This window comes from Desulfoscipio gibsoniae DSM 7213, assembly GCF_000233715.2.
Lineage (GTDB): Bacteria > Bacillota > Desulfotomaculia > Desulfotomaculales > Desulfallaceae > Sporotomaculum > Sporotomaculum gibsoniae.
Genome location: NC_021184.1, coordinates 29,460 through 53,461, shown reverse-complemented (window position 1 = coordinate 53,461; position 24,002 = coordinate 29,460). Strand labels below are relative to the sequence as shown.

The 24,002-nt window shown below is 45.1% G+C and carries 25 protein-coding genes, 2 tRNA genes, 1 other RNA gene and 1 pseudogene; 6 read left to right on the top strand and 23 right to left on the bottom strand.

The window, feature by feature from the left end:
* Positions 1 to 5: 5 nt before the first annotated feature.
* The 4 genes from dnaX to cshA form a co-directional block, all read right to left on the bottom strand.
* Entirely contained in the window at positions 6 to 1,958 is a 1,953-nt protein-coding gene (gene dnaX, locus DESGI_RS22730; protein ID WP_006523139.1) for a DNA polymerase III subunit gamma/tau, read from the bottom strand.
* A 228-nt stretch (positions 1,959 to 2,186) separates the two neighbouring features.
* An RNA gene (gene ffs, locus DESGI_RS23470) (signal recognition particle sRNA large type) lies at positions 2,187 to 2,451 on the bottom strand.
* Positions 2,452 to 2,531: 80 nt separating this feature from the next.
* Positions 2,532 to 2,625 (bottom strand) — tRNA-Ser (locus DESGI_RS00290).
* A gap of 773 nt (positions 2,626 to 3,398) precedes the next feature.
* Entirely contained in the window at positions 3,399 to 4,847 is a 1,449-nt protein-coding gene (cshA, locus tag DESGI_RS00285; protein WP_006523138.1) for a degradosome RNA helicase CshA, read from the bottom strand.
* Between the two features lie 323 nt (positions 4,848 to 5,170).
* On the opposite strand from cshA, the gene DESGI_RS00280 reads away from it, so the two are divergent.
* Positions 5,171 to 6,418 (top strand): BaiN/RdsA family NAD(P)/FAD-dependent oxidoreductase, encoded by a 1,248-nt coding sequence (locus DESGI_RS00280; RefSeq protein WP_006523137.1) that lies wholly within the window; start codon positions 5,171 to 5,173, stop codon positions 6,416 to 6,418.
* A 181-nt stretch (positions 6,419 to 6,599) separates the two neighbouring features.
* Here DESGI_RS00280 and DESGI_RS00275 read toward each other — a convergent pair whose 3' ends face one another.
* The 3 genes from DESGI_RS00275 to DESGI_RS00265 are packed head-to-tail and all read right to left on the bottom strand — an operon-like array spanning position 6,600 to position 9,565.
* Positions 6,600 to 7,907, bottom strand: coding sequence for a TRAP transporter large permease (locus tag DESGI_RS00275; protein ID WP_006523136.1), 1,308 nt, complete (start codon positions 7,905 to 7,907; stop codon positions 6,600 to 6,602).
* Entirely contained in the window at positions 7,904 to 8,464 is a 561-nt protein-coding gene (locus tag DESGI_RS00270; protein ID WP_006523135.1) for a TRAP transporter small permease, read from the bottom strand. Before DESGI_RS00270 ends, DESGI_RS00275 begins: the two co-directional genes overlap by 4 nt.
* 21 nt (positions 8,465 to 8,485) lie before the next feature.
* Positions 8,486 to 9,565: a TRAP transporter substrate-binding protein gene (locus tag DESGI_RS00265; RefSeq protein WP_006523134.1), complete on the bottom strand. Its 1,080-nt coding sequence runs from the start codon at positions 9,563 to 9,565 to the stop codon at positions 8,486 to 8,488.
* A 690-nt stretch (positions 9,566 to 10,255) separates the two neighbouring features.
* On the opposite strand from DESGI_RS00265, the pseudogene DESGI_RS26585 reads away from it, so the two are divergent.
* A pseudogene (locus tag DESGI_RS26585) lies at positions 10,256 to 11,645 on the top strand (IS4 family transposase).
* A gap of 154 nt (positions 11,646 to 11,799) precedes the next feature.
* The gene (locus DESGI_RS00250; RefSeq protein ID WP_006524653.1) at positions 11,800 to 12,687 is read left to right on the top strand and encodes a LysM peptidoglycan-binding domain-containing protein; all 888 of its coding nucleotides are present in this window, start codon (positions 11,800 to 11,802) and stop codon (positions 12,685 to 12,687) included.
* Between the two features lie 186 nt (positions 12,688 to 12,873).
* On the opposite strand, the gene DESGI_RS00245 is transcribed toward DESGI_RS00250, so the two are convergent.
* The 12 genes from DESGI_RS00245 to DESGI_RS24220 form a co-directional block, all read right to left on the bottom strand.
* Positions 12,874 to 13,068, bottom strand: a complete 195-nt coding sequence (locus DESGI_RS00245) for a cold shock domain-containing protein (RefSeq protein WP_006524652.1) — start codon at positions 13,066 to 13,068, stop codon at positions 12,874 to 12,876.
* Between the two features lie 191 nt (positions 13,069 to 13,259).
* Positions 13,260 to 14,111 carry a 1,4-dihydroxy-6-naphtoate synthase gene (locus DESGI_RS00240; RefSeq protein ID WP_006524651.1) on the bottom strand — a complete coding sequence of 284 codons (852 nt, stop codon included), beginning with the start codon at positions 14,109 to 14,111 and terminating at the stop codon, positions 13,260 to 13,262.
* On the bottom strand, positions 14,108 to 14,794 hold the full coding sequence (locus tag DESGI_RS00235) for a futalosine hydrolase (protein WP_006524650.1): 687 nt from the start codon (positions 14,792 to 14,794) through the stop codon (positions 14,108 to 14,110). The genes DESGI_RS00240 and DESGI_RS00235 overlap by 4 nt, the downstream gene beginning before the upstream one ends.
* Positions 14,795 to 14,816: 22 nt before the next feature.
* Entirely contained in the window at positions 14,817 to 15,044 is a 228-nt protein-coding gene (locus tag DESGI_RS00230; protein WP_006524649.1) for a hypothetical protein, read from the bottom strand.
* A 357-nt stretch (positions 15,045 to 15,401) separates the two neighbouring features.
* Positions 15,402 to 15,734, bottom strand: coding sequence for a type II toxin-antitoxin system RelE/ParE family toxin (locus tag DESGI_RS00225; protein WP_006524648.1), 333 nt, complete (start codon positions 15,732 to 15,734; stop codon positions 15,402 to 15,404).
* Positions 15,727 to 15,981 (bottom strand): type II toxin-antitoxin system prevent-host-death family antitoxin, encoded by a 255-nt coding sequence (locus DESGI_RS00220; RefSeq protein ID WP_006524647.1) that lies wholly within the window; start codon positions 15,979 to 15,981, stop codon positions 15,727 to 15,729. The genes DESGI_RS00225 and DESGI_RS00220 overlap by 8 nt, the downstream gene beginning before the upstream one ends.
* A 317-nt stretch (positions 15,982 to 16,298) precedes the next feature.
* Positions 16,299 to 16,392: transfer RNA gene (locus DESGI_RS00215), tRNA-Ser, on the bottom strand.
* Between the two features lie 19 nt (positions 16,393 to 16,411).
* On the bottom strand, positions 16,412 to 17,260 hold the full coding sequence (gene tadA / locus DESGI_RS26580; protein WP_006524646.1) for a tRNA adenosine(34) deaminase TadA: 849 nt from the start codon (positions 17,258 to 17,260) through the stop codon (positions 16,412 to 16,414).
* Between the two features lie 41 nt (positions 17,261 to 17,301).
* Positions 17,302 to 17,523 carry a hypothetical protein gene (locus DESGI_RS00205; protein WP_006524645.1) on the bottom strand — a complete coding sequence of 74 codons (222 nt, stop codon included), beginning with the start codon at positions 17,521 to 17,523 and terminating at the stop codon, positions 17,302 to 17,304.
* A gap of 146 nt (positions 17,524 to 17,669) precedes the next feature.
* A complete protein-coding gene (locus DESGI_RS00200; RefSeq protein ID WP_006524643.1) occupies positions 17,670 to 17,894 on the bottom strand; it encodes a hypothetical protein in 225 nt (74 codons plus the stop codon).
* A gap of 3 nt (positions 17,895 to 17,897) precedes the next feature.
* Positions 17,898 to 18,068, bottom strand: a complete 171-nt coding sequence (locus DESGI_RS24225; protein WP_006524642.1) for a hypothetical protein — start codon at positions 18,066 to 18,068, stop codon at positions 17,898 to 17,900.
* Between the two features lie 132 nt (positions 18,069 to 18,200).
* Positions 18,201 to 18,341: a hypothetical protein gene (locus DESGI_RS24220; protein ID WP_006524640.1), complete on the bottom strand. Its 141-nt coding sequence runs from the start codon at positions 18,339 to 18,341 to the stop codon at positions 18,201 to 18,203.
* A 289-nt stretch (positions 18,342 to 18,630) separates the two neighbouring features.
* Here DESGI_RS24220 and DESGI_RS00195 point away from each other — a divergent pair, with 289 nt between their 5' ends.
* Both DESGI_RS00195 and DESGI_RS00190 read left to right on the top strand, forming a co-directional pair.
* On the top strand, positions 18,631 to 18,861 hold the full coding sequence (locus DESGI_RS00195) for a helix-turn-helix domain-containing protein (RefSeq protein ID WP_006524639.1): 231 nt from the start codon (positions 18,631 to 18,633) through the stop codon (positions 18,859 to 18,861).
* Complete coding sequence (locus DESGI_RS00190) at positions 18,854 to 19,135, top strand: hypothetical protein (protein WP_006524638.1); 282 nt, start codon at positions 18,854 to 18,856, stop codon at positions 19,133 to 19,135. The genes DESGI_RS00195 and DESGI_RS00190 overlap by 8 nt, the downstream gene beginning before the upstream one ends.
* Positions 19,136 to 19,458: 323 nt before the next feature.
* Here the strand turns inward: DESGI_RS00190 and DESGI_RS00185 are convergent, their stop codons facing one another.
* Together DESGI_RS00185 and DESGI_RS00180 are read right to left on the bottom strand one after the other, a co-directional pair.
* The gene (locus DESGI_RS00185; RefSeq protein ID WP_006524637.1) at positions 19,459 to 19,749 is read right to left on the bottom strand and encodes a hypothetical protein; all 291 of its coding nucleotides are present in this window, start codon (positions 19,747 to 19,749) and stop codon (positions 19,459 to 19,461) included.
* 44 nt (positions 19,750 to 19,793) lie between these two features.
* A complete protein-coding gene (locus DESGI_RS00180; protein WP_041284701.1) occupies positions 19,794 to 20,036 on the bottom strand; it encodes a hypothetical protein in 243 nt (80 codons plus the stop codon).
* Positions 20,037 to 20,270: 234 nt separating this feature from the next.
* On the opposite strand from DESGI_RS00180, the gene DESGI_RS00175 reads away from it, so the two are divergent.
* Positions 20,271 to 20,735, top strand: a complete 465-nt coding sequence (locus tag DESGI_RS00175; protein WP_006524636.1) for a hypothetical protein — start codon at positions 20,271 to 20,273, stop codon at positions 20,733 to 20,735.
* 12 nt (positions 20,736 to 20,747) lie between these two features.
* Here the strand turns inward: DESGI_RS00175 and DESGI_RS00170 are convergent, their stop codons facing one another.
* Together DESGI_RS00170 and DESGI_RS22720 are read right to left on the bottom strand one after the other, a co-directional pair.
* A complete protein-coding gene (locus tag DESGI_RS00170) occupies positions 20,748 to 21,908 on the bottom strand; it encodes a hypothetical protein (RefSeq protein WP_006524635.1) in 1,161 nt (386 codons plus the stop codon).
* Positions 21,905 to 23,929: a phage tail tape measure protein gene (locus DESGI_RS22720; protein ID WP_006524634.1), complete on the bottom strand. Its 2,025-nt coding sequence runs from the start codon at positions 23,927 to 23,929 to the stop codon at positions 21,905 to 21,907. The genes DESGI_RS00170 and DESGI_RS22720 overlap by 4 nt, the downstream gene beginning before the upstream one ends.
* Between the last annotated feature and the right edge of the window lie 73 nt (positions 23,930 to 24,002).

Below are 24,002 nucleotides of genomic sequence, written 5' to 3'. Positions count from 1 at the left end.
CCTCCTCATTTTTTATCCAAATCCTTTTCCAGGGGCACCTCTGCACCCTGAAACAGGCTTATCGCCTCTGCAGTATCCAGCTGTTCCGCGTTCCTCCGCCAGCCTGGCGGCGGGGCATCATAGAAATCGCAGCGTATCTGCCAGGTTAATCGGGTTATTGAATTCAGTGTTTGGGTCAACAACTGCTTGGTACCAGGATCCTCAGCCATATTCTTTATAAAAACATCTCCCAGGGGCACACCCAACACCAAACGGTGCTCTTTTATTTCCGCAGGCCATACCTGGCATAAACAGGTATAGGCAACCGGGTTGGCTTTTTTAACCACCGCCATTATTTCCGGCCACCATTTATTAATTTGGTCTATACTATAACGGGGATCATCTTGAGTATCATTCTTCCCGGTTTTCCTCTGAACAGGGTCTTCTGCCATAATAATACCGGTATTTTTCAATGGGGCTGTTTTAATTGCCTGTAATTCCGACCCATTAGATTCTCCGGCGGGCACGTGCACCAGTTCAGTATCATTAGCATGTGACGTCTCCGGCCCGGGCACGGGCGAATTATTATTGATTTTTTGGAACACCTGCGAATCGGTGGCCGTATCATCCGAAGCACCACAAACCGGTGAAGCAGTTGGATTAGCTTTAGTATTACCCATTTTAGGCTGCTTACCATCAATTTGGAAGCCGGCCTGGACTTTTGCATTCACTGTCGTAGATTTAAGTGGTGGTTGATTATTGCTTTGTACTGCCGAAATATCCTTCACGGGCTCATTATTACTATATGATTGCCCCTCGCACATTCCCCGATGTTCACCATTGGCCAGCGCTTTTTCAAGTCGCTCAATCCTATGCAGCAGTTCATCCACCGGCGGCGGATCATCATCCATAACCCGCACAAGCGCCAACTCCAGCACTACCCTTGGGTGGACACTGCGGCGCATAACCTGCTCGGCCTCCACCAGGTGGTCAATAGCCCTGATTAACCGGTCGCGTGTAAACAGCTGCAATAACTCTGCCGGGGGCATATTAAACCCTGCTTCCCCCGTCCCTTCGGGAGCTAAAAATACCACCAGCAGCCTGCGCAGATATTCCGTTAATTCCTTAACCAACTGCTGTAAATCCTTACCCGCGGCAACAATTTCAGCCACCTGCCTTAATACACCAGCCGCTTTTTTTACCGCCAGCCCGGTGGCCAGACCAAACAGCACATCTTCGGCCACCGTACCTAAAATACTGTGCACCGTATCAGCAGTAACGGCAGTTTCCCCACTGAGCAAAAGCGCCTGGTCCAATACACTCAAAGCATCCCGCATACTGCCTCCGGCAGCCCGGGTGATAGCCTGTACAGCCTCCCCATCCACGTCAAAATTACTTCTGGCGACCACTTGTTCCAGGCGTTTGGCAATTAATTCTTCCGGAATGGGACGAAAATCAAAACGCTGGCAGCGTGACAGTATGGTCAGGGGCACTTTATGCGGCTCTGTGGTAGCAAGCACAAATACCACATGGCCAGGTGGTTCTTCCAGTGTTTTCAACAGGGCATTAAAAGCCTCATTGGTGAGCATATGCACTTCATCCACTATGTATATCCGCTTACTACCCAGTGAAGGAAAAAATTTTATATTCTCCTTCAGCTCACGTATTTCATCAATACCCCGGTTGGAGGCAGCATCAATTTCAATTACATCCATGGTGGCACCGGACATTATTTCCCGGCAATTTCGGCACCGGTTGCACGGCTCACCCTCGTGTTGTTCGGAGCAGTTAATAGCCCGGGCCAGTATCTTGGCCGTGCTTGTCTTGCCGGTACCCCGTGGCCCGCAAAATAAATAAGCGTGGCTCACTTTGCCGGCTATCAATGCATTGCGCAGCGTCTCTGTAACGTGCTTTTGTCCCACCAGTTCACCCAATTGCTGCGGACGCCACTGCCGGTACAAGGCCAGATAACTCACCATCCATACCTCCCGTATAAATTAACCCACAAAACTACTTTCGCCGCAACAACGCTTTTTCCCTTCCATGGGACCTATACGGAAGCCTATACGATAAAAGCCGATCCATACACTCCAAAGGGGATATACAGTCGAAAATACAACATAATGTTTTTTTAAGTTGATTTTAGCAACAAGAAAACCGGCCTTAAGCCGGTTTTCTTGTTGCTAACTGTGATTAAATTTTAATGACCGTGCACCTGCCGTCGAATATTGGCTTCCAAGCGTTACTTTTGCAGGTAGCTCGGACCAGGCACCCTTGCGGCACCCGGATAAACTTCCTTAGTGCTGCTTCCGTCAGGACCTGACACGGTTCAAAAGCCTCCGTCGCGCAAGACCCAATCGTCAACACCCCTTACAAAAGCCAGACCTCACAAGCCAAGCCCTCGGGCAGGAATTCAACCCCGCTACAGCGGATTACGGGTACAGGGCACCGCTACCTCCCCGTCTAGCACGGCCAAAAGTTAAATTCAGTTGTTTAGCATAAGGACGGACCCGTCATTCAGTCAAGTCCGTCCTTATACTTAAAACACTACGTGGCGGAGAGAGAGGGATTCGAACCCTCGAGACGGGTTCAGACCGTCTACGCGATTTCCAGTCGCGCGCCTTCGACCAACTCAGCCATCTCTCCGTGGTCTACATTATGCATTGTATTAAATTTTAGCGCTCCTGCGACTGCGCAATAACTATTATACATATCTTTTAGTTTAACCGCAAGACCTTTTAACTATAATAACCGCCAAATCACCGATAAAATACTGGCAGGCTTGGCAACCACCTGTAAATAATATGAGAGAAGGCGTCGGACCTTCTCTCACCAGCAACCATCCTTACAGTTTGCTATTTAACACTGGAAAGTAGTTCTCCATAAGCACTGTTCTTACGTCGTAATTAAATCATTCTTACATGTTAAATCATTCTTAAATAAACAACAATCTTTTTATCGATATTACCAAGCTTTGAAGTAATACATAAACCGAACATAAATTTGCGGGAGTAGTGCTTGCTTCCTCCGCTTTGATCAGTATTACTTATGAACTTAACCCGACCGAATTTACTAAAAAACAACTTGGATCAGCTTACTTAAATAACTTACCTGTATAACAGAAAAACACTACCCATAGACTGGCCTACTTCTCGCAACAAACCCGAACCACAAATCCGACGCTTCTTGCATACCGTACAACCCGAGTCACTGTATGGATGGTGCTTAACTGTATTGTAGCAGATTTTAAAGTATTCCGCAATAGCCATAGCAAGATTTTTTACTTAGAAATTATAAGTTAGCCACTGCCTAAATATCAACACAGTATTTTACAAAGAAATGAAAGCGTTTATAACTAGGCGAAACAATCACTCATTATCAACTTTCTAATTATATCCCGGCACACTTCACATGGACGATTAATAAGACCGGCTGCTTGATCGTTTTTTCCTTCTAAAGGTACTGCTCCCCCCAGCATTGCCTTTTTTGCTGCTTGGACCTCCGTAATAGCCCCTTTGTCCGGTGCGTATATTTTTATTCTTTTTAATTCTAATTGGCGTTTCTTCTGTCAATTTAACTGGTGTTTGATCAGGCTCCTTGGTTAATACCTTTAATGCCGCTGATAACAGTGTAACCGAATCTGTTTCCTCCAATAATCCTTCGGCCAATCCCCGATAGCCCTCTATATCTTCTTTTTCCACGGCCAACAATAACCTTTCTACAGCTATGCGCTGCTGGCCCTCAATGGCATCTTTCAGCGTCGGTACAGGGCGGCGAGCTATTCTTCCCCTGGTCATATTTTCAATAACCCTGAGGTGATGAATCTCCCTGGGTGTCACCAAAGTAATGGCCACCCCGGCTTTGCCGGCACGCCCGGTACGGCCGACACGGTGGACGTAACCTTCCGGGTCCTGGGGAATGTCAAAATTATATATATGGGTCACTCCGGTAATATCCAGTCCCCTGGCGGCCACATCAGTAGCTACCAACACCTCTATGGCACCTTCCTTAAACTGCCGCATTACCTGGTCCCGCCTGGCCTGGGATAAATCCCCATGGATACCTTCAGCTGAATAACCACGTTTGTTTAATGCCTCAAACAGCTCATCCACCCTGCGCTTGGTTCGGCCAAAAATAATGACCCGGTCCGGCGATTGGGTATCCAGTAAGCGACACAACACATCAAATTTTTGTTTTTCGTGTACTTCAATGTAACCTTGCTCAATATTCGGAACTGTTACCTGCCTGGATTCAACGCTGATAACCTCCGGAGTATTCATAAACCGGCCGGCCAGAGCTCGGATGGGAGCCGGCATGGTTGCGGAAAAAAGCATCGTCTGCCTTTCCGCAGGAATATCCTTAAGTATATTCTCAATATCTTCAATAAAGCCCATATTCAACATTTCGTCCGCCTCATCCAAAACCACCATACTAACCTGGTTCAGGCGGATTGTTTTGCGCCTCATGTGGTCCATTAAACGCCCGGGCGTACCGACGATAATGTGCGGCCTTTTCTTAAGCGCTCTGATTTGGCGGTTAATATCCTGGCCTCCGTATATAGGTAATGTACGGATGCCCTTATATTGTCCGAGTTTATTTAACTCTTCGGCCACCTGGACGGCCAGTTCACGGGTGGGGGTTAAAACAACACCCTGTATGTACTCCCGCCTAACCTGCAAAATTTCCATTAAAGGTATACCAAAGGCCGCTGTTTTACCAGTGCCGGTGTGAGCCTGCCCAATAAGATCCCTTCCTTGCAGCCCTACGGGAATAGCCCGCTCTTGTATGGGCGTCGCCTCTTCAAAACCCATATTATTAAGTGCCTTGATCACGGGCTCGGTTAAACCAAAGTCATTGAATACTAACATACCAATTTTTCCCCTTTGCTTCTTGATTTATCATTTATAGAGCCTGTTCGAAAAGTATGAGAACAGACACTTATAGCATACCCACAGGTGTATGCTACCAAAACACAAAAAATATGCGGTATGCGGTAGCTTAAACTTATTCTGCAGCACCGTATAGAGCACCCTGGTCAATAAATATTTCAAACCATAAGTATTTTTATCATAACATAAATAGTTGTTACATTGGAAATTTTTATATACTACCTTCAGACAGATAAACCAGCATTTGTTTATTGGACCATTTGCCTTATAATATTACTATTAAAATATTCGGGGGCAAGGAAATGGATTATGATGTAATAGTGATTGGCGGCGGCCCCGCAGGTATGCTCAGCGCATCAACCGCAGCGGCAAGAGGGTTACAAGTTGTCTTATTGGAAAAGAATGACAAGCTGGGCAGAAAGCTGTTTATTACCGGTAAAGGCAGGTGCAATGTTACTAATAATGGGGACATGGACGACTTTTTCGATAATATCATCACCAACCCCAAATTTTTATACAGTGCTTTAAAAGCCTTTGACAATCACGGGCTCATGGCATTACTGGCATCTTTGGGCGTACCAACCAAAATTGAGCGGGGCAACCGGGTTTTTCCCGCCTCGGATAAATCCAGCGATGTAATTAAAGCGCTGCAAAAACACCTGCAGGTGAACCATGTGGATATTAAACTACAAACCATCGTTAAAAAAATACTTGTCAAGAATAACCGGGTGGCAGGTGTACTTCTAAACAGCGCTAAACAAATATCCGCACCCAAAGTAGTCCTTTCCACCGGTGGTATGTCCTATCAACAAACAGGGTCCACCGGGGACGGCTATAAAATGGCCCGTCAACTGGGCCATAGTATCGTAGAACCTAAACCCGCTTTAGTGCCCCTGGTAACCGGAGAAGGCTGGGTCAAAGACTTGCAAGGTCTAACCTTGAAAAATGTTTCAATAAAGGCCATAGTCAATAACCAAATCAAAGCTGAACAATTCGGGGAAATGATTTTTACCCACTTTGGCTTATCCGGTCCCATTATTCTTAGCCTTAGCAGCCTGATTAAAGAATATATCAACACACCGGCCAATAAACAGTTAAGGCTGTCCATTGATTTAAAACCGGCATTGGAAGCCGAACAACTGGATGCCCGGTTACAGAGAGACTTTAATAAATATAGCGGTAAACATTTAAAAAACGCTCTTGATGATTTACTGCCCCAGAAGATGATTGCCATCGTGCTGCGGTTATCCGGCTTGGATATACACAAACAGGTAAACCAGATTAGCAAAAAAGAGCGTTCTATACTGGTACAAACTCTAAAAAATATCACTTTAACCATTACCGGCACCCGCCCGTTAAATGAAGCCATTATTACCAGCGGCGGTATTAACGTTAAAGAAATCAACCCCTCAACCCTGGAGTCTAAAATTATAAAAGGCTTGTATTTTGCCGGGGAAATAATTGATGTAGATGCTTTAACCGGGGGTTATAATTTGCAAATCGCTTTCTCTACAGGGTATCTCAGCGGTCTCAGCACCGCTAAAGCCTGATTAACCGCATTTTTCCAGTCATAATAAAATAGGGAGTTGCTATCTGATAAACAACAACTCCCTGCATAAGGATAATGATAGGATATATTTAGGGAATCTGGTAGGGTAAAACAATGATATTAGACGGCAGGACACTACAAGGTACTGAATTCTACTCCTCCCATAACAGTTTGTCGGCAAACTAAGACATTAATCTGGGCAAAAAAGTGGCTAATTGCGGAAAGACGATTAGCAGAGCCAAACAAACTACAACCGCCCCCAAAAAAGGCCATATCCCCTTATAAATCACTTCCAGTGGTATATCAGGCGCGACCCCCTTGATAATATACACATTCATGCCCACCGGGGGCGTTATTACGCCCATAGCCACCGTCATAACAATAATTACCCCGAACCAGATGGGATCGTAGCCCAGAGTATTCACCGCAATGGGATAAAATATAGGTATAGTTAGTAAAACCAGGGCCAGCGCGTCAATAAAACAGCCCAATACCAGGTAGATAAACAATATGATTGCCATCACGGCAAAGGGAGGCAGAGGCAGTGTACCTGCCATTTGTGCCAGTTCAAAGGGCAGCCTGCTTATTGCCATCAGACGCCCAAAAATCATGGCCCCGGCAATAAGCAGCATAATCATAGCCGTAGTACGCGTGGCATCTAAGAGGGATTTATTAAATCCCTCCCAGCTTATACTTTTTTTAAACAGAGCTACCCCCAAAACTCCCGCGGCACCCACAGCGCCTGCTTCCGTAGGCGTAAACCACCCAATAAACAACCCGCCCATGGATAGGGTAAAGATAATCAAAACCTCCCCTAGCCCACCGCGGAGCGCCTCGGTTCTTTCCCGCCAATTTGCCTTGGGCCCGGCGGGGCCAAGACCGGGTTTGCGAAAGGTAATTAAGGCTATGGCAGCCATATACAACAACATCAGCAGTATACCCGGCAAAATACCTGCCATAAAAAGTTTACCCACCGACTGTTCCGTTGCCATACCGTAAACAATGAATATCACGCTGGGCGGAATCAAAACACCCAGTACGCCGCCGGCAGCAACGCTGGCCGTAGCGAGCGCATCGTCATATTTGTACTTCTTCATCTCCGGCAGTGCAATAGCGCCAATGGTAGCCGCTGTAGCCGTATTGGAACCACAAATAGCCCCAAAAACGCCACATGCCGCCTGAGTGGCTATAGCCAGACCCCCGGGGTAATGGCCGATTAATTTATACGCAAATACATACATTCTGGTGCCAATACCTGAATAAAAGGCCAAAAATCCCATCCAGACAAACATGGCAATAACACCTAATGAATAGTTAGAAAAAGTAGCATATATTTCCTTGGCCACCATACTAAAAGCCGCAGATGGCGAGGTCAGGCAGGCAAACCCGACTAAGCCCACCAGGGCCATAGCAAAAGCAATGGGCATTCGCAAAACCAATAGAATAAAAAAGGCTATGATACTGATTAAACCAACTACCAGTGTGCTCATTTATTCACTGCCGCCGCCTTTTGTATGGATTTTGCCGCTTTAATCCCTGGCGTTGACAGGGGTGTTAGAGAAGGCTGCAACAACCTCTGCACAGATTCCATTGTTCTAACCAGCAATACAAGGCCAAGGGCCAGCAACCCAAAGGCAGCCAGATATATAAAGGGATGCAACGGTATTTGTGAAGTGGGTGACACTACACCGCTGGCAGCAGTGCTATTGGCAAAAATAGCAACCTGCCAGGCACAAATGCTCCAGAATAATAAACCAGCGGTATTGATAATCAGATCCACCAACTCTTGTATTTTCAAAGGCAGCCGGTCAAACATAAAGCTTACAGCAATATGCCCGTTCTGCAGCGCGCAGTGAGCCAGAGACAGACCAATAGTGGCTACAGTCAAAAATGTAACATATTCGTAAACCCCCAAAACTGGACGACTAAATAAAGCCCTTAACAGTATGTTGGCAACCACCAGCAGCATAGCGCATACCATACATAACCCGGCTATTTTATCCAAAATGCGACTTAGCCCCGACACCAGGCCAGTAAATTTAAACACCTGCCCATCACCCCTAATAATTTACTGGTATTCTTTATTGTATTTATCAGCCAGCTCAAGCACCGTATCCATAACCTGCCGGCCTTCAAGCCCCTTGGCATCCAAATTGGCGACAAATTCATCCTGGATGGGCTGCACAAGATTTATCCACCGTTCGGCTTCCTCATCAGTAAGTTTTATCTCTTGAACTCCCTGGTCTTCAACAGCCCACTTCATAGCCGCCTCATTTTGCTTATCCCACAGGCCCATGGCCACCTCTGTAAAATATTTTTCATTAATTGCCTCTATGGCTTTTTGGTTTTCCGGAGACAACGAATTCCACTTATCCAGGTTCATAGTAACAAAAAATAGGGTATTGTAAAGAAACGGTGTTCTGGTTAAATATTTAGTTACCTCAGCATGTTTCCAACCTTTCAAAACCTCCACCGGCGAAAGATTGCCTTTGACAACTCCCTTCGATAAAGCCTCATAAGCGTCGGACTGAGGCATCGCCACCGGATTGGCCCCGAGTTTCTGAAGTGTTAGAGCGCTTAAGCCCGTGGCTCTTATTTCCAACCCCTGAAGGTCTTCCAGGCGACGCACCGGAGCTTTGGTAAACAAGTCTCCAGGGCCGGTGGTCAGCGCCATCATCATTTTAGTATCCTGGATTTCTTCCGGATTAATTTGCTTGATACCTTCCCAGGCCACCGTGCTGGCCACTTTGGAGTTATTATAAATGACGCCGGGTAATTCAAAAGCTTCCATTACCGGGAAACGCCCCCGGGTATAGGAGAAACAAGACATACCCATATCGGCAACACCGCTAACTACACCGTCATAAATCTGATCAGCTTTAAGCAGTGTCTCCCCGGGATAGCTGGTTATTTTCACCTGGCCATTAGTAGCTTCTTCAATCGCGTCGGCCCAAGGCTGGATCAAATCTTCCTCCGCCGGGTGAGTGCTGGGAAAGAAATGCGCCAGCTTTAACTCCACAACTTGCCCTGCATCATTATCCTCTGCTGAAGAACCGCAGCCGGCTAAAAATACCAGCATAGCCAGCATTAATAGCCCCAGTAAACTTTTGTTCAACCCCCATAACACCTTACTGCCATCCTTTCTCAATTACCGCAACCTCCTCAATATTTTTTTTGGCAACAAAAAAAACCCCCGTAGGAGTTTAAAAAGAAGAGCGGTTGGCCGTCCAGTTGCCCAAAAGCAACAACCCCCGCATATCAATTAAGCCGGGACTGCTTTGGAAACGCCGGAAATCCGCATCAACTTTACCTACCGTACTACTGTCCTACCCTTTTTTTAGAAAGCATGGGAAAGCACGGGGACGGTTCTCCTGCTTCCATTCTTTTGCTTCCACTCTCAGCACAGCTACAATTAATTACCGCCGTGTTACCATATCACTACATTTGGATAATAAAAGTATATTCTGCTTTAATTATAAATTTCCTGCCCACCGAAAAAATTTTTTTTAAGAGCTTGTTGGTGCCGGGTGTTGAAAGGTTGAAAATCTTTGATTTTCAACCTTTCAACACCCGGCACCTATCAGACCTTTAAAAATTTTTTCCTAACTACCCCCAAACACCAATTATTTGTCAGCAAATTACATTTCCAACCTAACCATATGCAATATAAAATAATATTTTATTATTTTATAACTCAACTTTCGCAGTTCAAAAATCAGTCTAACCCCTTACAAAATAAGAATTTAGGCCAACTTTTTTAAGCAAAAACAAACAGAAAACACGCCTTTTTTGGTAAAATGTAGTCACCACAACAACACACCAAGAAAGGATGTTTTCTGTGGCTATAATTTTACCAAAAATGATAACAATGAACAGGCTAAATCTTATTCTGATCGGTTTATAAAGCAGGCAAAAATAGGAACCTTTTTGCACCAGGCGAATATCCGAAAAGAATCCGGTCTATCGCCATTGTTCCTTTTCCAATTTTATCTTTTCCCTTGTATTTCAAGGGAAAAATCTTTATCGAACATTGGAGTCAGGTCGTATAGATAACGCTCCTTCCAAAGATGCGATATATCGTTTTCTAAACAGGCCTACATTCAATTGGCGGAAATTTCTTGTTACAATCAGCTCATTTCTCATCAAAACAAGACTTTTACCCCTGACATCAGAGGGCCGGGCTCGTGTATTGATTTTAGACGACTCTACTTATTCCAGAAACCGTAGTAAATCGGTTGAATTATTGTCCCGGGTTCACGATCATTCAACAAATCGGTATCTGAAAGGGTTTCGGATGCTGACCTTGGGTTGGTCTGATGGTGGAACCTTTCTGCCCCTTGCGTTCTCTCTGCTTAGCTCTGATAAAGAGAAAATCGTTACCAGGGGCTAAATCAAAGGATTGACAAACGGACAGTTGGATACCGCCGTCGCAAAGAAGCTATTCAAAAATCCACAGAAACTATGTTCTCGCTTCTCGACCAAGTGAACCCTTTTCAACTTTGTGCGAGTACCCTGCTTTTTGATAGCTGGTTTGCCTTTCCAGTCGTAATCAAGCGGGTGCTGACAGAATACCATTTGCATGTTGTTTGTATGCTCAAGAATATGCACCGCGTTTATTACACCTATAATGGAAGCGAATATACATTGGGTCAACTTTACAAAGTTCTTCGCAAAAAACGCGGGCGGGCCAAGATTCTATCATCCGTCGTTGTCGGGCTTGGTAAGGCCCAAAACGGAAATGACGTTCTGGTAAAAATCATCTTCGTTCGAGACCGTAACCGCTCAAAAAAATGGTTGGCAATCTTAACAACAAACCTTGAGCTATCTGATGAAGAAGTTATCCGTATTTATGGCAAACGCTGGGAAATCGAGTGTTTCTTCAAAGTCACAAAGTCCCATTTGCATTTGGCAAAGGAATTCCAGTGCCGTAGTTATGATGCGCTTACTGCTCATACCACCATTGTCTTTGTGCGATATATCATGCTGGCTTTAAGTGCCAGAGAGGAGAAAGACCCCAAGACCCTTGGCGAGCTCTTTTATCTGTGTTGCGATGAAATTGAGGATATTCGCTTTACCGAAGCTGTTCTTTTAATCATAGATCTTTTCGCCTCATCATTTAGCAAGGAATTTCTTCTTTCTGAAGAACAAATTCAACATTTTTTGGATACGTTTTCGAGCAATTACCTGCCTTTCTGAAAAGTTCGCTTCAGAAAAGAGCAGTTGCTTGATATTAATAATTCCAAAACGCTTGCATATTAAGAGCTTGAGCTTATTTTTAAGGTGCGAAAGTTGAGTTTATAAAAAATAAAGGATAAAAATACCGAACATAGAATGTTTTACATTTAGGTAATAAGAGAGATATTGCGTAAAGGAGACAACTTAATGATTAAAATTAAAATGTTTCTGACTGGCTTGCTGCTTTTGTTTTTGTTTAACACCAACCCGGCTTGCGCCGCTGACTACACGGTGGCACAAGGAGATTCGCTGTGGAAAATTTCCCAAAAATACGATATTAGTGTTGAAAAGATTATAAAAATTAACAATCTACAAAGTGACCTCCTGGCCATTGGTCAAGTTCTCAAGCTTGACGACACTTCCAAATCCTTACCTACTCAAGCAGTAACAGCAAAACAAAATACCGGTTATACCCAACAGGGCACTTATATTGTACAAGCCGGGGATACACTGAGCAGCATCGCACAAAAAATTGGCATTACCATTGAAGGTATACGCAACCTGAACAATATCCAGGGAGACATGATTTATGCCGGTCAAACATTAGTTTTTAACAGCAGCAGCGTCTCCAGGGGTTATGTTGACCGCCCCAGGAACGAAGTGCCACAAGGGGAAAGCTATTCCAACAGGTATGGCCAGTTAGTTGATTGGTTTGAAGAAGGAATAAACATATTAAAACCAGGCCTAAAATTTACCGTTACCGATACCCAGACCGGTAAAACCATGCGTTTTGCAGTATTGGGCGGATCCAACCACTGCGATGTCGAGCCTCTGACTACAGAGGACACCAATAGCATGTTAGACCTTTTTAAGGACTGGACCTGGACACCCAGGCCGGTTTGTGTTCAGATAGGAGGACAAGCTATTGCCGCATCCCTGTCCGGCATGCCCCATACTGATATCGAAAACATATCCAATAACGGTGTAACCGGGCACTTTGATATGTATTTGTATAACAGCCAACCCCACGGCTCCGGCATATCAAAATCATATGTACAGCAGCATCACGATGCTGTGCTAAAAGCAGCCATTTAGAAATAACCTAATTACTAGGTTCTGCGGTTTTACCTGCAGAACCTTTTTGTTTCCACAGCTGTCGAGTTGGTTAAAAAAAACTGTAATATTTGGGGTAAATTGAGTTAAGTAAAGACAAATAATAAGGGTCTTTCCAATTAGGAAATGACCCTTCTGTACATCATAATAATAATATTACATTGTATATTACTTTTGAACATTTGCAGCCTGAGGACCACGATTACCTTCAACTACGTCAAAAGTTACACTCTGACCTTCATCAAGGGTCTTAAAGCCTTCACCCTGGATTGCGGAAAAGTGCACGAACACATCGTTACCTTCGCTTGTTTCAATAAAACCGAAACCTTTATCGGCATTAAACCATTTAACTTTGCCTTCCATTTTTGAACCTCCTTTACTGTAAAATCGATCAAAAAGCTTTAAACCTAAACCTTGACCAATAAAAAAGAGGCCTTAAAATGGTTTTGTTCTCAACTTTTTAACACGATTGTAATAATACCATGGTTTAAGAAAAATAGCAAATGATATTCCTAAGGCAATCGCGGCACCAGAAAGAAGAAGAAGCTACTTTTTTAGATGATGTATGCAGAATCAGGAACCAAATCAACCCTTGGGACCAACCCCACTTGCGCGGCCCGGCTAAGTAAGGCGTTTACTGCTTTATACCCCGTCTCACCTAAATCTACGCTGAACTCGTTTACGTAAAGGTTGATATGCGCTTTGGCCACTTCAGGGGATAACTCTTGGGCGTGGCTTAGCACATACTCTTGCGATGCCTCCGGGTGGGACCAGGCATATTTAACGGATGCCCGGATCCAGTCAGCGATAGCGGAAAGATGCAGTGTCCGCCGGGCAATGATTGCCCCCAGCGGAATGGGTAAGTTAGTTTCAGCCTCCCACCAGCTGCCCAGGTCGGCCAGCATAGTTAACCCGTATGTATGGTAAGTAAAGCGTGCCTCGTGGATTACCAACCCTGCATCAACTATGCCATCACGCACCGCCGGCATGATCTCGTGAAATGGTAGAATCACAATGTCAGACACGCCCCCCGGCACATTTTGGCTTACCCATAACCTAAACAGCAAATAGGCAGTTGAACGCTCACTGGGTACTGCCACCCGCTTACCGGTCAGCACCGCCGGACCGCCGGTGTTGGCCGCTCTGCTCGACATAAGTACCAGCGGGCCGCATCCTCTACCCAGCGCACCCCCGCATGGCAGCAGCGCATACTCGGACAACACCCATGGTAATGCCGCATAGGATATTTTGACCACCTCCGGCCCACTGCAGGTAGCCGCCAAACTGTTTGTTATATCTATATCCGCATAGGTGACCTCAAGCTTGGGTGCACCTGGTATTAGCCCGTGTACCCAGGCATGGAATATAAATGTATCGTTGGGGCAAGGAGAGAAAGCGATTTTCATAGCAGCACCTCCGATAATACTAAACTGGCTTTCTCCAGCACGCCCAATGCATCTTTGATGCGCCAGGCAGCCCTGTCCCGTGGACCCACCAGGTTTGATATGGCGCGAAGCTCAATAATTGGCAGACCCTGTTCACGCGCGGCAACAGCCACACCATAACCCTCCATCGCCTCAGCGGCGGCCCCCGGCACCCGCGCGGCCAGTTTGGCGGCACTTTCAGCCGTGCCCGTCACAGTCGATACGGTGAGCACCGGGCCGGTTTTGACCGGCAAACCGGCCGCCAGCAGCGCCTCAGTCACGCCTTGCACCAAACCATTATCAACCTGTATGCTGGTTGTGCCAAGACTTAACTCATCCAAATTACTGAAACCTTCGAAAGTCTCCACACCCAGGTCCGCGGCAACAATTTTGTTAGCCACCACGAGGGAGCCCACTTCAGCCCTGCCGGAAAATCCTCCGCCAATACCGGCATTGACTACCAAATTGTATTCAGCAGTTAATAGCGCCTTTAAAGTACTGACCGCCGCTGCTACCGGACCGATACCTGCTACCAGCACGTCTATCCCTTTATCACTCCCTCTATCGCGATGCAACCCGCTCAACACAACTTCCATCTCCGCCTGAACAGCGGTCATTATAAGTACACGTTTTCCTAATTCTCTTTTATACGGACTTGTAACCATATTCATACTGCTCCTTATTATGCTACAAATTATACCAATGTACCGGCATAAAAGGCCCGGGCATTAAAGGTTCTTCTGTTTTTCCCAAGTTCATAATGCGTATATACATTGTGGCAAGTATCTCAGCAGCGGAACAGGCCTGGCTTAAATATCCGCCATTGTTTACCACTGTATGTTCCAGCACGCGACGACGAACGCCATATGCAACCCGCTCAATTTCATCCTGCCAATTAGTTTGCAGACATGCCATAACAGTACAACTCCTCACTTTAAAGCATTAAGAATAGACTAGATCATTTTGCTATATAACATTAGAATGACACCTTTAGGCTAAAGCCAAAACCATAAATGGCATGGATCATCTTATAAATATAATTATTGTATCATAACCTTGGTATCAACAATGCATAGTTATTTTATAGAATCCGGCGGCCCTTATTACTATTTCAGCAGCGGGCACTTGCACCGGAAATAATAGTCATCCTTTATATCGTTCACACCATATGTCCGCGCCCATCGCCATACCGGTCATAGCCGTGGTGAATCCATTTTTGCGCATAAAAAATCGTCAGCCCTCAAGCTGACAATATAAGAGTAACGCTGTATTCTATTTTTCTTCATCCTCCGGCAAATTACCGAACAGGATACGCGTATAATTCCGCTTGCCGTATAAGATTCTCGACACGAAAACAAATCCATCTTCGTACCTGTAAAATATCAGGTAGTTGGTACAGACAAGAAAACGATAGTCTGTCTGAATATCCACAACGGAAGATAGCGGCGCGCCAATTCCAGGATGCTCTGACAGCCCGCGTATCTTTTTCGTGATTTTAGAAATAAGATTTACAGCCGCCTGTGGATTACAAAGTTCTTGAGAAATGTAGCTTTTAATCTCTGCCAAATCATCTTTGGCTTCGGGTGAAATTTTCAGCTTATACATTCTCAATCCCTAGTTCTGCTTCCACTTCCTTAATAGTCATCCATCCTTTTTCTTTTCCAGCCTGCTCTCCCTGGGCAAGCTGTGACATAAGCTTCAGCGAAGCTTTTAATTTTTCATATTCGTTAATATCGACAATGGCAAATTTCCCTCTGCCATTTTTGGTTAAAAACACTGGCTCACCTATGGCAATATCACGTAGGACTTCATTGTAATTCCTTAAATCGGAGATGGGTTTGATATTTGGCATAGATAACAGCCCCCTTTTATTGCTGTTATTATTATACCCTTATTATTCGTAAAATACAACAGCAATGTTAATCGCCTGGTACTCGTACGACACCGTCACACTTTCCATGTGTGTGATTAACGAGTTAGTCTTAGTAGCTGTTTATCAACATCCTTACCTGTTCATTAGTTTCAGTTATGGTAAACTATTTTTCCCTACTCCTTCGGCTGTATGGCGACTGTCGTCGGCTAGCAGTTGCCTGCACTACCATTTTGGCATAAAAAAAGACCAAGGAGTTATCGCTTAAAAAACGATAACTCCTTGGTTTATATGATGTTTGGCGGAGAGACAGGGATTCGAACCCTGGAGACCGCTCATCACAGCCTACTCGATTTCGAGTCGAGCGCCTTCGACCAGCTCAGCCATCTCTCCACGATTTAAGACAAATAATTTATTTTTTATTTCCCCTCAATTCCTTAAAAAAACGCTTTAAAATTGCCCGGCACTCATCCTCAAGTACACCGGACACCACCGCCACCTGGTGGTTAAAGCGTGGTTCCCTCACTACATCCATAATTGAGTCCACAGCACCGGCCTTGGGGTCCTGGGCACCGTACACCAGAGTTTGTACTCTAAATTGAATCATGGCCCCGGCACACATAGGGCATGGTTCCAGCGTAACATAAAGTACAGACCCGTTCAGCCGCCAATCTCCAATATGACGGGCCGCCTGCCTTAACGCTATAATTTCCGCGTGGGCAGTGCTGTCCAATAACGTTTCCCGCAAATTATGACCCCGGCCTATAATTTTATCGTCCAGTACCACCACCGCACCAACGGGTACTTCACCCAAAGCGTAGGCTTTTTCAGCTTCCGCCAAGGCCTCGCGCATATAACCGGCCTGATTCAATAAAGGTTCCCCTTTAAAAATAATGGTGCGCCTGGAGGGACTCGAACCCCCGGCACGCGGTTTAGGAATGTGGAAAACGCCCTTTTTATAGTTTGCGTAACCTTGCAATCCCTTGGTATCACTGGCTTTGTCATTTTTAGGGATTGCTCCCAAGTGCCGTTTTTGGGTGCAATTTGAGATATTTGCTCCCAATCTGCTCCCAACAAACTCCCCCAATCCACACCCTTGCGCCCAACTGATATTATACGATATATACACAATCCAGTCAACACAAGCCCACACCATACCACTGGTAAGGAAATCATTACCCCCCCGATCCGCTCCCGCTGCTCTGGTGGCTGCCCCCTCAGCACCGGTTGTCCCGCTCACCCCATACGAGGGTCTTGGCATTCGACGGATACATCCATATTCAGTTGTACCCCCTGTTTAATCTAACCCAGGGCCATCGCCCGTATTTCGTCCAGCGTTTCCTGCTCAACGTCCATGTGCAGCGCCACAGTGAACAGGGCCTGCAGTTGCCCATCTACTTTGCTATCTAAAAAATCCTTCATGCCAAGGGATACTTTAGCCATGAGTGAGTAATGAAAACACACACTTTCGCAAACGTCCCGGTATATCCTTTCAAAGAGGTCTGCATGTTGAAACTGCAACATCAGCTCACCTCCCCGCCTATGCTCCCTTTTTCATAAGCTCTTTAATGAGCCTCAAACTAACCAATACAACATCTCCCAGTACAATGTAATCCTGCAGTAAGTCTGGAACTACAACAACCTTTTTCCTCACTCCATGCGCCTGATTATTAACCGGCAACATCAAACTCACCCCTGCTCCTTCCAGCGATTTCCTCTTGCATTTCTTTCATCACCTCAATAACACTTGCTGCCGCTACCTCCTTAGTGCATTGGTTATCCTCTGTAAGTGACGATGCCACTTCATATAAATCATTGTGCCATTTCATGATGAAATACATCGCATCTGCTTTTTTCAGTTCGGCCTTCATGCGGGCCTTTTCTTCCACGGTCATGGATTACGCCTCCTTCGCTAAAGGTAAACTGCCGCCATGCACAAATGTAATTAGTTCCTTTTCCTCTTGTGAAAGGCTTTCTTCAATCATAATAAAATCATCAGTTGCAATACATGTAAATTGACTGGCAGGGCCTTCCATACCTTTGAAGTTACAAAAAACTACCGTTTTCATTAACGAATACCCCCTTTTAAAGCTACAGGTTAATTCTCCAATAAACCAATGTAATATTCCGCATTAACAAGCACGACGTGCTCCAGTTCAATATAATCAACCGGCAAATCTGGTACAATTACTACCCCTCTTCTAGCTGACATGGGCTTCATCCTCTCGTTTCTCTCCTATGAGCTCCTTTACGTACCTTAAACTAACCAATACAACATCTCCCAGTACGATGTAGTCCTGTAGCAAATCAGGAACAATGATAACTTTTCTTTTACTAGCCATGATTTAAGCCTCCTTATTCTGACTCCCTGCCACCGTCCGCAATAAGATAAAATTTGCCGTCCGAATAAACCAAATAATCGCCGTTCTCAAGTTTAAGCATCTTAAAATCCCTCTTTTAATTTTCCCCAGGGATCGCCTCCCTGGTAGCGTGGACTGTATTGCTTCTAGTACAATTTTAACCACTACCCGTACCATTGTCAATACTTTATTTACTATTATCAGTAAATTATTTATTATTAGCTGTACATTGTTAACTATTTACTGTATTATAAAGACAGGGGGTATGCCTATGATAAAAGTGCATTTATCTAAAATACTTGGGGCTAAAAGAATTAATATGACAGAAATAGCACAGCAAACGGGATTATCAAGAAATACGGTTTTTTTGCTTTACCATGAAAAAACTGAAAGGATGGATTTTTCCACTTTAAATAAGCTCTGTGCCGCCTTAAACTGCCAGCCTGGTGATCTACTAGAACACATACCCGACAAAGAAGGGGGTGCCACCGCCAATGAGTGAGCTTGAAAAAATGCTCCGCCGGGTACTGGATGAGGCACTAACCGAGAAGCTGCAGCCTATCAATGAACGCCTTGACGACATGGATCAACGCATGGGCACCTTGGAGCAAGGCCAGGCATCCATTGTTAAACGTCTGGATACTTTAGAGAAGGGCCAGCGCAAAATACAGAAGGATGTATCAGAAGTCAAACTGCAGCTTAAGGGAGTTTGGGGGGATATACTAAGATTGGACAACCGGCTAATTAACCAAGAAAAAATAACAGGCAGTAGATAAACCCGGCCATTGCCGGGTTATTTTCAGTTGTCGTCAAGTTGGGTACAACTGAGGGGTTTTCACCCTACCTATGGCGTGCCAGCACCTAATCCTGACCTTGGGGAACTGAGTTCCACAAGGTGCGTTTTCACCCTACCTATGGCGTGCCAGCACCCTTCAACTTGGGATAGTTTGACCGGGGTTAAGTACACATTTTCAGTAACCGACAGATTGTCCGGTACTGATGGCCACCCTACCTATGAAGGGCCAGTACCAGAGCAATCCGGCAAATTCGCCGGAATGGAAAGGATGGCCACCCTACCTATGAAGGGCCAGTACCCGAACTATGTAGTGGGCATATGGTAGTCACTATATTTAATTGCCCATTTTGGGATTTCATCTTTTTTGAAAAGCTTTTTGTATTCAGCGGTAATACTTGATTCTTTGTTGTCTATTTTCTTTAACGACTCTTGAGCGTCTTTATTGCTGTCTTTGGCAGCTTCATAAATTTTCATGCCTTTACTAAGCGTTCTGCCCGACAAAGGGAAGTCTATCTGCTCCGCTATCTTATCGCGGGTTTTGCCCTTTTCGGTGGTGGAACTCAGTTCCCCAACCGAAGTTCTTTGTGTTGGCAAACCATTCTTATCCTTACCTATCAATTGTGTAGCTTGTTTTCTTTTTAGCGCCCGTTCCTCCTCGATTTCATGTTTACTGCTTTTGCTTGACGGTAGGTTTCCCGGTTCATACCCACGGCTTTGGCAGCTATGTCTCGGGATTCTCCTTTTTGAGCTTCCGCAAAATTTTGCGGGTCCTCTTTCCGTTGATATTGATTGCTGCCCTGCCGTCCTCCCAATGCTTCCTCGATCCTACGGGCCAGCTCAACCTTCTCGCTTGGGGTTAAATGTAATTTTAAGCCGATCACCTAGTCCATCATGGCCAGTTTTATTTCCTCTCGCAGCGGAAAATACCGCAGCCAAACGAAAATACAAAAAGCGGAAGTAATCCCACTTATTTTACATGAAATTATTATCCTTAAAAATTAATTGATATGTTAGGATAATTTTAAATTTTTAAGTTATATTCGACTTTAAGTGACATGTTATTGCCTTGGTAACGTAATACAATAAACCAAATAATTAAAAAGGAGGGCGATAGTATGAAACCCAAAAGCTTGCTTACCATATTAGTATTAGTCTTAACTTTACTGATTGGCTGTGGTGAGAACAATATGCCAAAGGAAAGTCCAGAACCAAAGGCTGAGCCACCAGAAAAGGTTGCCCAAAGCATTTTAGAGTATATGTCATATCAACAGTGGCAGCAATTATACAAATACCTTCACCCGGATACCCGGGCATTAATTACTGAAGATGAATTTATTAAAATGAAAGAGGATGGCCCGGTACTTGCAATTGAAAGCTACCAAGTGAAAGAGCCAGTTTTACTTAATAGCTGGACTGATTCAAAAGGTACCGGTAAAACTTACAAAAACGTAGCCGAAATACCATTCGAAATAACAGTCAATCTCGTTGGTAATAAACAACCCTACAAAGCGTCCATGCATCTAGTTCAGGATGAACAAGGGGCTTGGAAATATTTCAGTGACATCCCTAAAAAAGACTGAATAACGCCCGGTTTAAACCGGGCGCTTTAGCTTATCTATTATTTTTTCAATGTTATCCATTTCAATATTTAACCTATCTATAAAGACAATGTCCCCTGTTTTTTGAAACTGCTTTAGCCATTTAACGGCTTTGGTATGATGACTCATCAGCTTTTTATAGTACCCGTGGTAGTTCTTTAATTCCTTAGGCGGGGTAAGTCCGGCAAAGGAATTGTTAACCTTGGCCACTTCTGCAACGTATAAATCTATGCAGATATTTATGCGCTTCATGTCGTTTTTCTTCATGGCTTGACCTAATACGACCATGGTTTTGCCCAGACCGGCTATGTCTTTAATAACGTTAACATAACCAGAAGGTTTTTGGGGTTTGGTTTTTACAATGGTTTGTAACATTGGTTTTAAAAATATGTCAGCATACCTCTGGCCCGCTGTTTTTATGGCGCTATCCCGGCTCTGATCGGTTAATTTTATCCGACCAAAGCACGGCTTATTCTGCCCAGGCTGTTTTTGTAAAATCAATATTTCCATTTCACGGGAGACATGCTCCGGCATATGATCAACAATGATATGGTGCAAGCATAGTGCCTGTGCCATTGCGGTTGTAATAACAGGGGTTATGCCGTCACGAAGCTCAAAATATTGATCCATCAACTCCCTGTAGTTGTTTGCCGGAGTAAATAACTGGTAACCTCTGTTATTACTGCAATTCTTTTCTGTGAATGTCCCGCCGTCAGGGTTGCTTTCAAAAGAGACATAACCGGTTCCGCCTTCTTTATAAAAGCCGGTCAACACAAAGGCAAAGCCATTTTCCTGATATAAATGGTTTAAGTATAGGGGCTCCATGTCAAAAGTTATTCTAAGGGTGCGTTTATCCCTCATTTCCTCGACGATTTCTTCGGCCAATTGCCTGCACTGGATTAAATCAAAGTCAGGCGCTGCCCGGTCTTGTATTTCCTTTCTAAGCCACTCGCCAAGGTCATGGCAACCGGCAGCGCCAAGTAATACATAGTCACTAACTTTAAGTGTCTTGTAAACATTATTAACCAGCTCAACGTCACTATCATTATGGTTTACCGGGTTATTATAGTCCATGTCTTTATGCTTGCGACCAAGAAAATCACCGGTCACAAGAGCGTATTCATCGCGGTTATTTGCCGATATTACAAGAGTCATGCTACCGCCCACCTTTCCATAAACTTTCTAATTTCAATTAATGCCAATTGTGCCTTTTCGTCTGCATCCTCAATCTTTGCTCCGATTTCATACGCCACTGTTGACGGGGAATGTATTCCTAAAAGCTTTCTAATGACTTCCGGTATGTTCTGGTTAATAAACTCTGTGACGTTGGCTCTTAGGGTTGTGCCCATGCTGGAGATGCCTTGCCAGAGGCCCTGAACGATGTTTTTACCCCATGATTTTGCATCGGTAACAAGATTAGACCAAACCTGGATTGTGTTGGTTTTAAAGGTATTCCATGCCCCCGAAACGGCCCCCCAGGGGTTTAGAGAGGACAACCAGCTTGTTATGCCGCTCCACCAGTTTTTAACGCCCGTTGTTATAGAGTTCCAAACCTCAAGTCCTTTGGATTTTACTCCGTCCCACGAGATACCCCACAAATGAAGCGTGTTTTCCATCACCTGGTCAAAGTCACCTTGCAGTAAGGCAATGATGTTCCGAATCGGCAATGTTAAACCTTCTATCACCTTACCCATAACATTAAAAGCAGTCTCAACAGTTGCTTGGATCTCAGGCATATGGTCTTCTATCCAGGTGGCCATTTCATTCAAAACAGGGGCCAGTTTTTCACCGATCTCTTTTGTGACGAGGCCAAATTTATTTTTCAGCCTTTCCATCGCCTGGCCAAAACCACCGTCAACCTTACCAGCTGCGTCATCAGTTGCCCCCGCGAAGTCGCCCAGAGCGGTTTTACCGTCAGCCATTGCAGTTATAACTTTTGATCTGACATCGTTCCATTGTTCACCGAAAAGGGCCGCCCCTGCTTGGTTTTGTTTCATTGGATCATCTATTGCAGCTAGTCCCGCTATGGTTGCTTCAAAAGCCGCTTGTGCCTTATCGCCACCAGCAGCGATAGCTGCGCCCATCTCGTCAGCGTTTAGGCCAATAGCGGCAAACCCTTCTGCCGTGGTTTTACTACCGTCCTGGGCACGAATATTGAATTCTTTGACGGCATCACCGACCTTGTCCAGGTTAAACGCGCCTTCTTGAGCCCCTTTGACAAGAATCCCGGCAAATTCTTCAGCAGAGAAACCCATTGCCGCGAATTGTGGGGAATACTCATTGAAAGTATCCAACAGATCCCCGGCTTTGTCGCCGGCCATTTGTGATGTTTTGGTAATAATATCAAAGGCTGTATTGCCATCAATGCCAAAGTTTTTGACTAGGCTATCGACTGATTTTATACTTTCAGACACTTCAAAGCCAAAAACCTGTTGCAACACCAGCGCTTTGTCAGCCAAAGCGCCTGTTTCCTCGGCCGATCCATGGAATACCTGTTGTACTTGTGTCATGGCTGCATAGATTTCATCAACACTGCCCCGGGCATTACCGAACATGATTTCTGCTTGTGCTTCAAATTCGCCCATTGCTTCCATTGGTAACCCAGTCGCTGCTGCCATTTGCCTGCTGGCCTGGTCCCAGCTAGAAGCCATATTTACGCCTTGTGCCACCACTCCAACGGCTGCAATTCCGATACCGGCCACGGCCCCCGCCGCCAGTGTTGCAGGGCTGATAATGTTTTTAACATTATCAGCAACGCCGGACACGCTGGTTTTGAATTTATCGCCCAGAGTAAGGTTGTCAGATGTTTGGTTAACCTGCTGCAGTTGTTCCTCAAATCGTTGCAATTGCTGCTCACTCGCGGCCACTTCTCGCTGAAACGACCGCCACTGGGCTTCGTTTATGTCACCGCGCCGAAACTGCTCATTTACCTGTTCTTGGGCAGCCTTTAGGCGATCAAGCTTTTCCCGGCTATTGTTTACAGCCTGCCCTAAAAGTTGCTGCTGCTGTGCTATCAAAGTTGTATTACCGGGGTCCATGCGTAAAAGACGCTGCACCTGTGAAAGCTCCCCCTGGAGATTTCGGCTCTTCTGGTTTACGTCTGCTAATGCTGCCGTAAGGGCTTGGGTGTTGGCTCCGAATTCAATAGAAATGCCCTTTATGGTAGAACCTGCCATATTATCAACTCCCGAAAGTTATTTTTAAAAAAGAAAGTAGGCGGCCAGGCTCACCGTACCAGTGAGCCCCCTG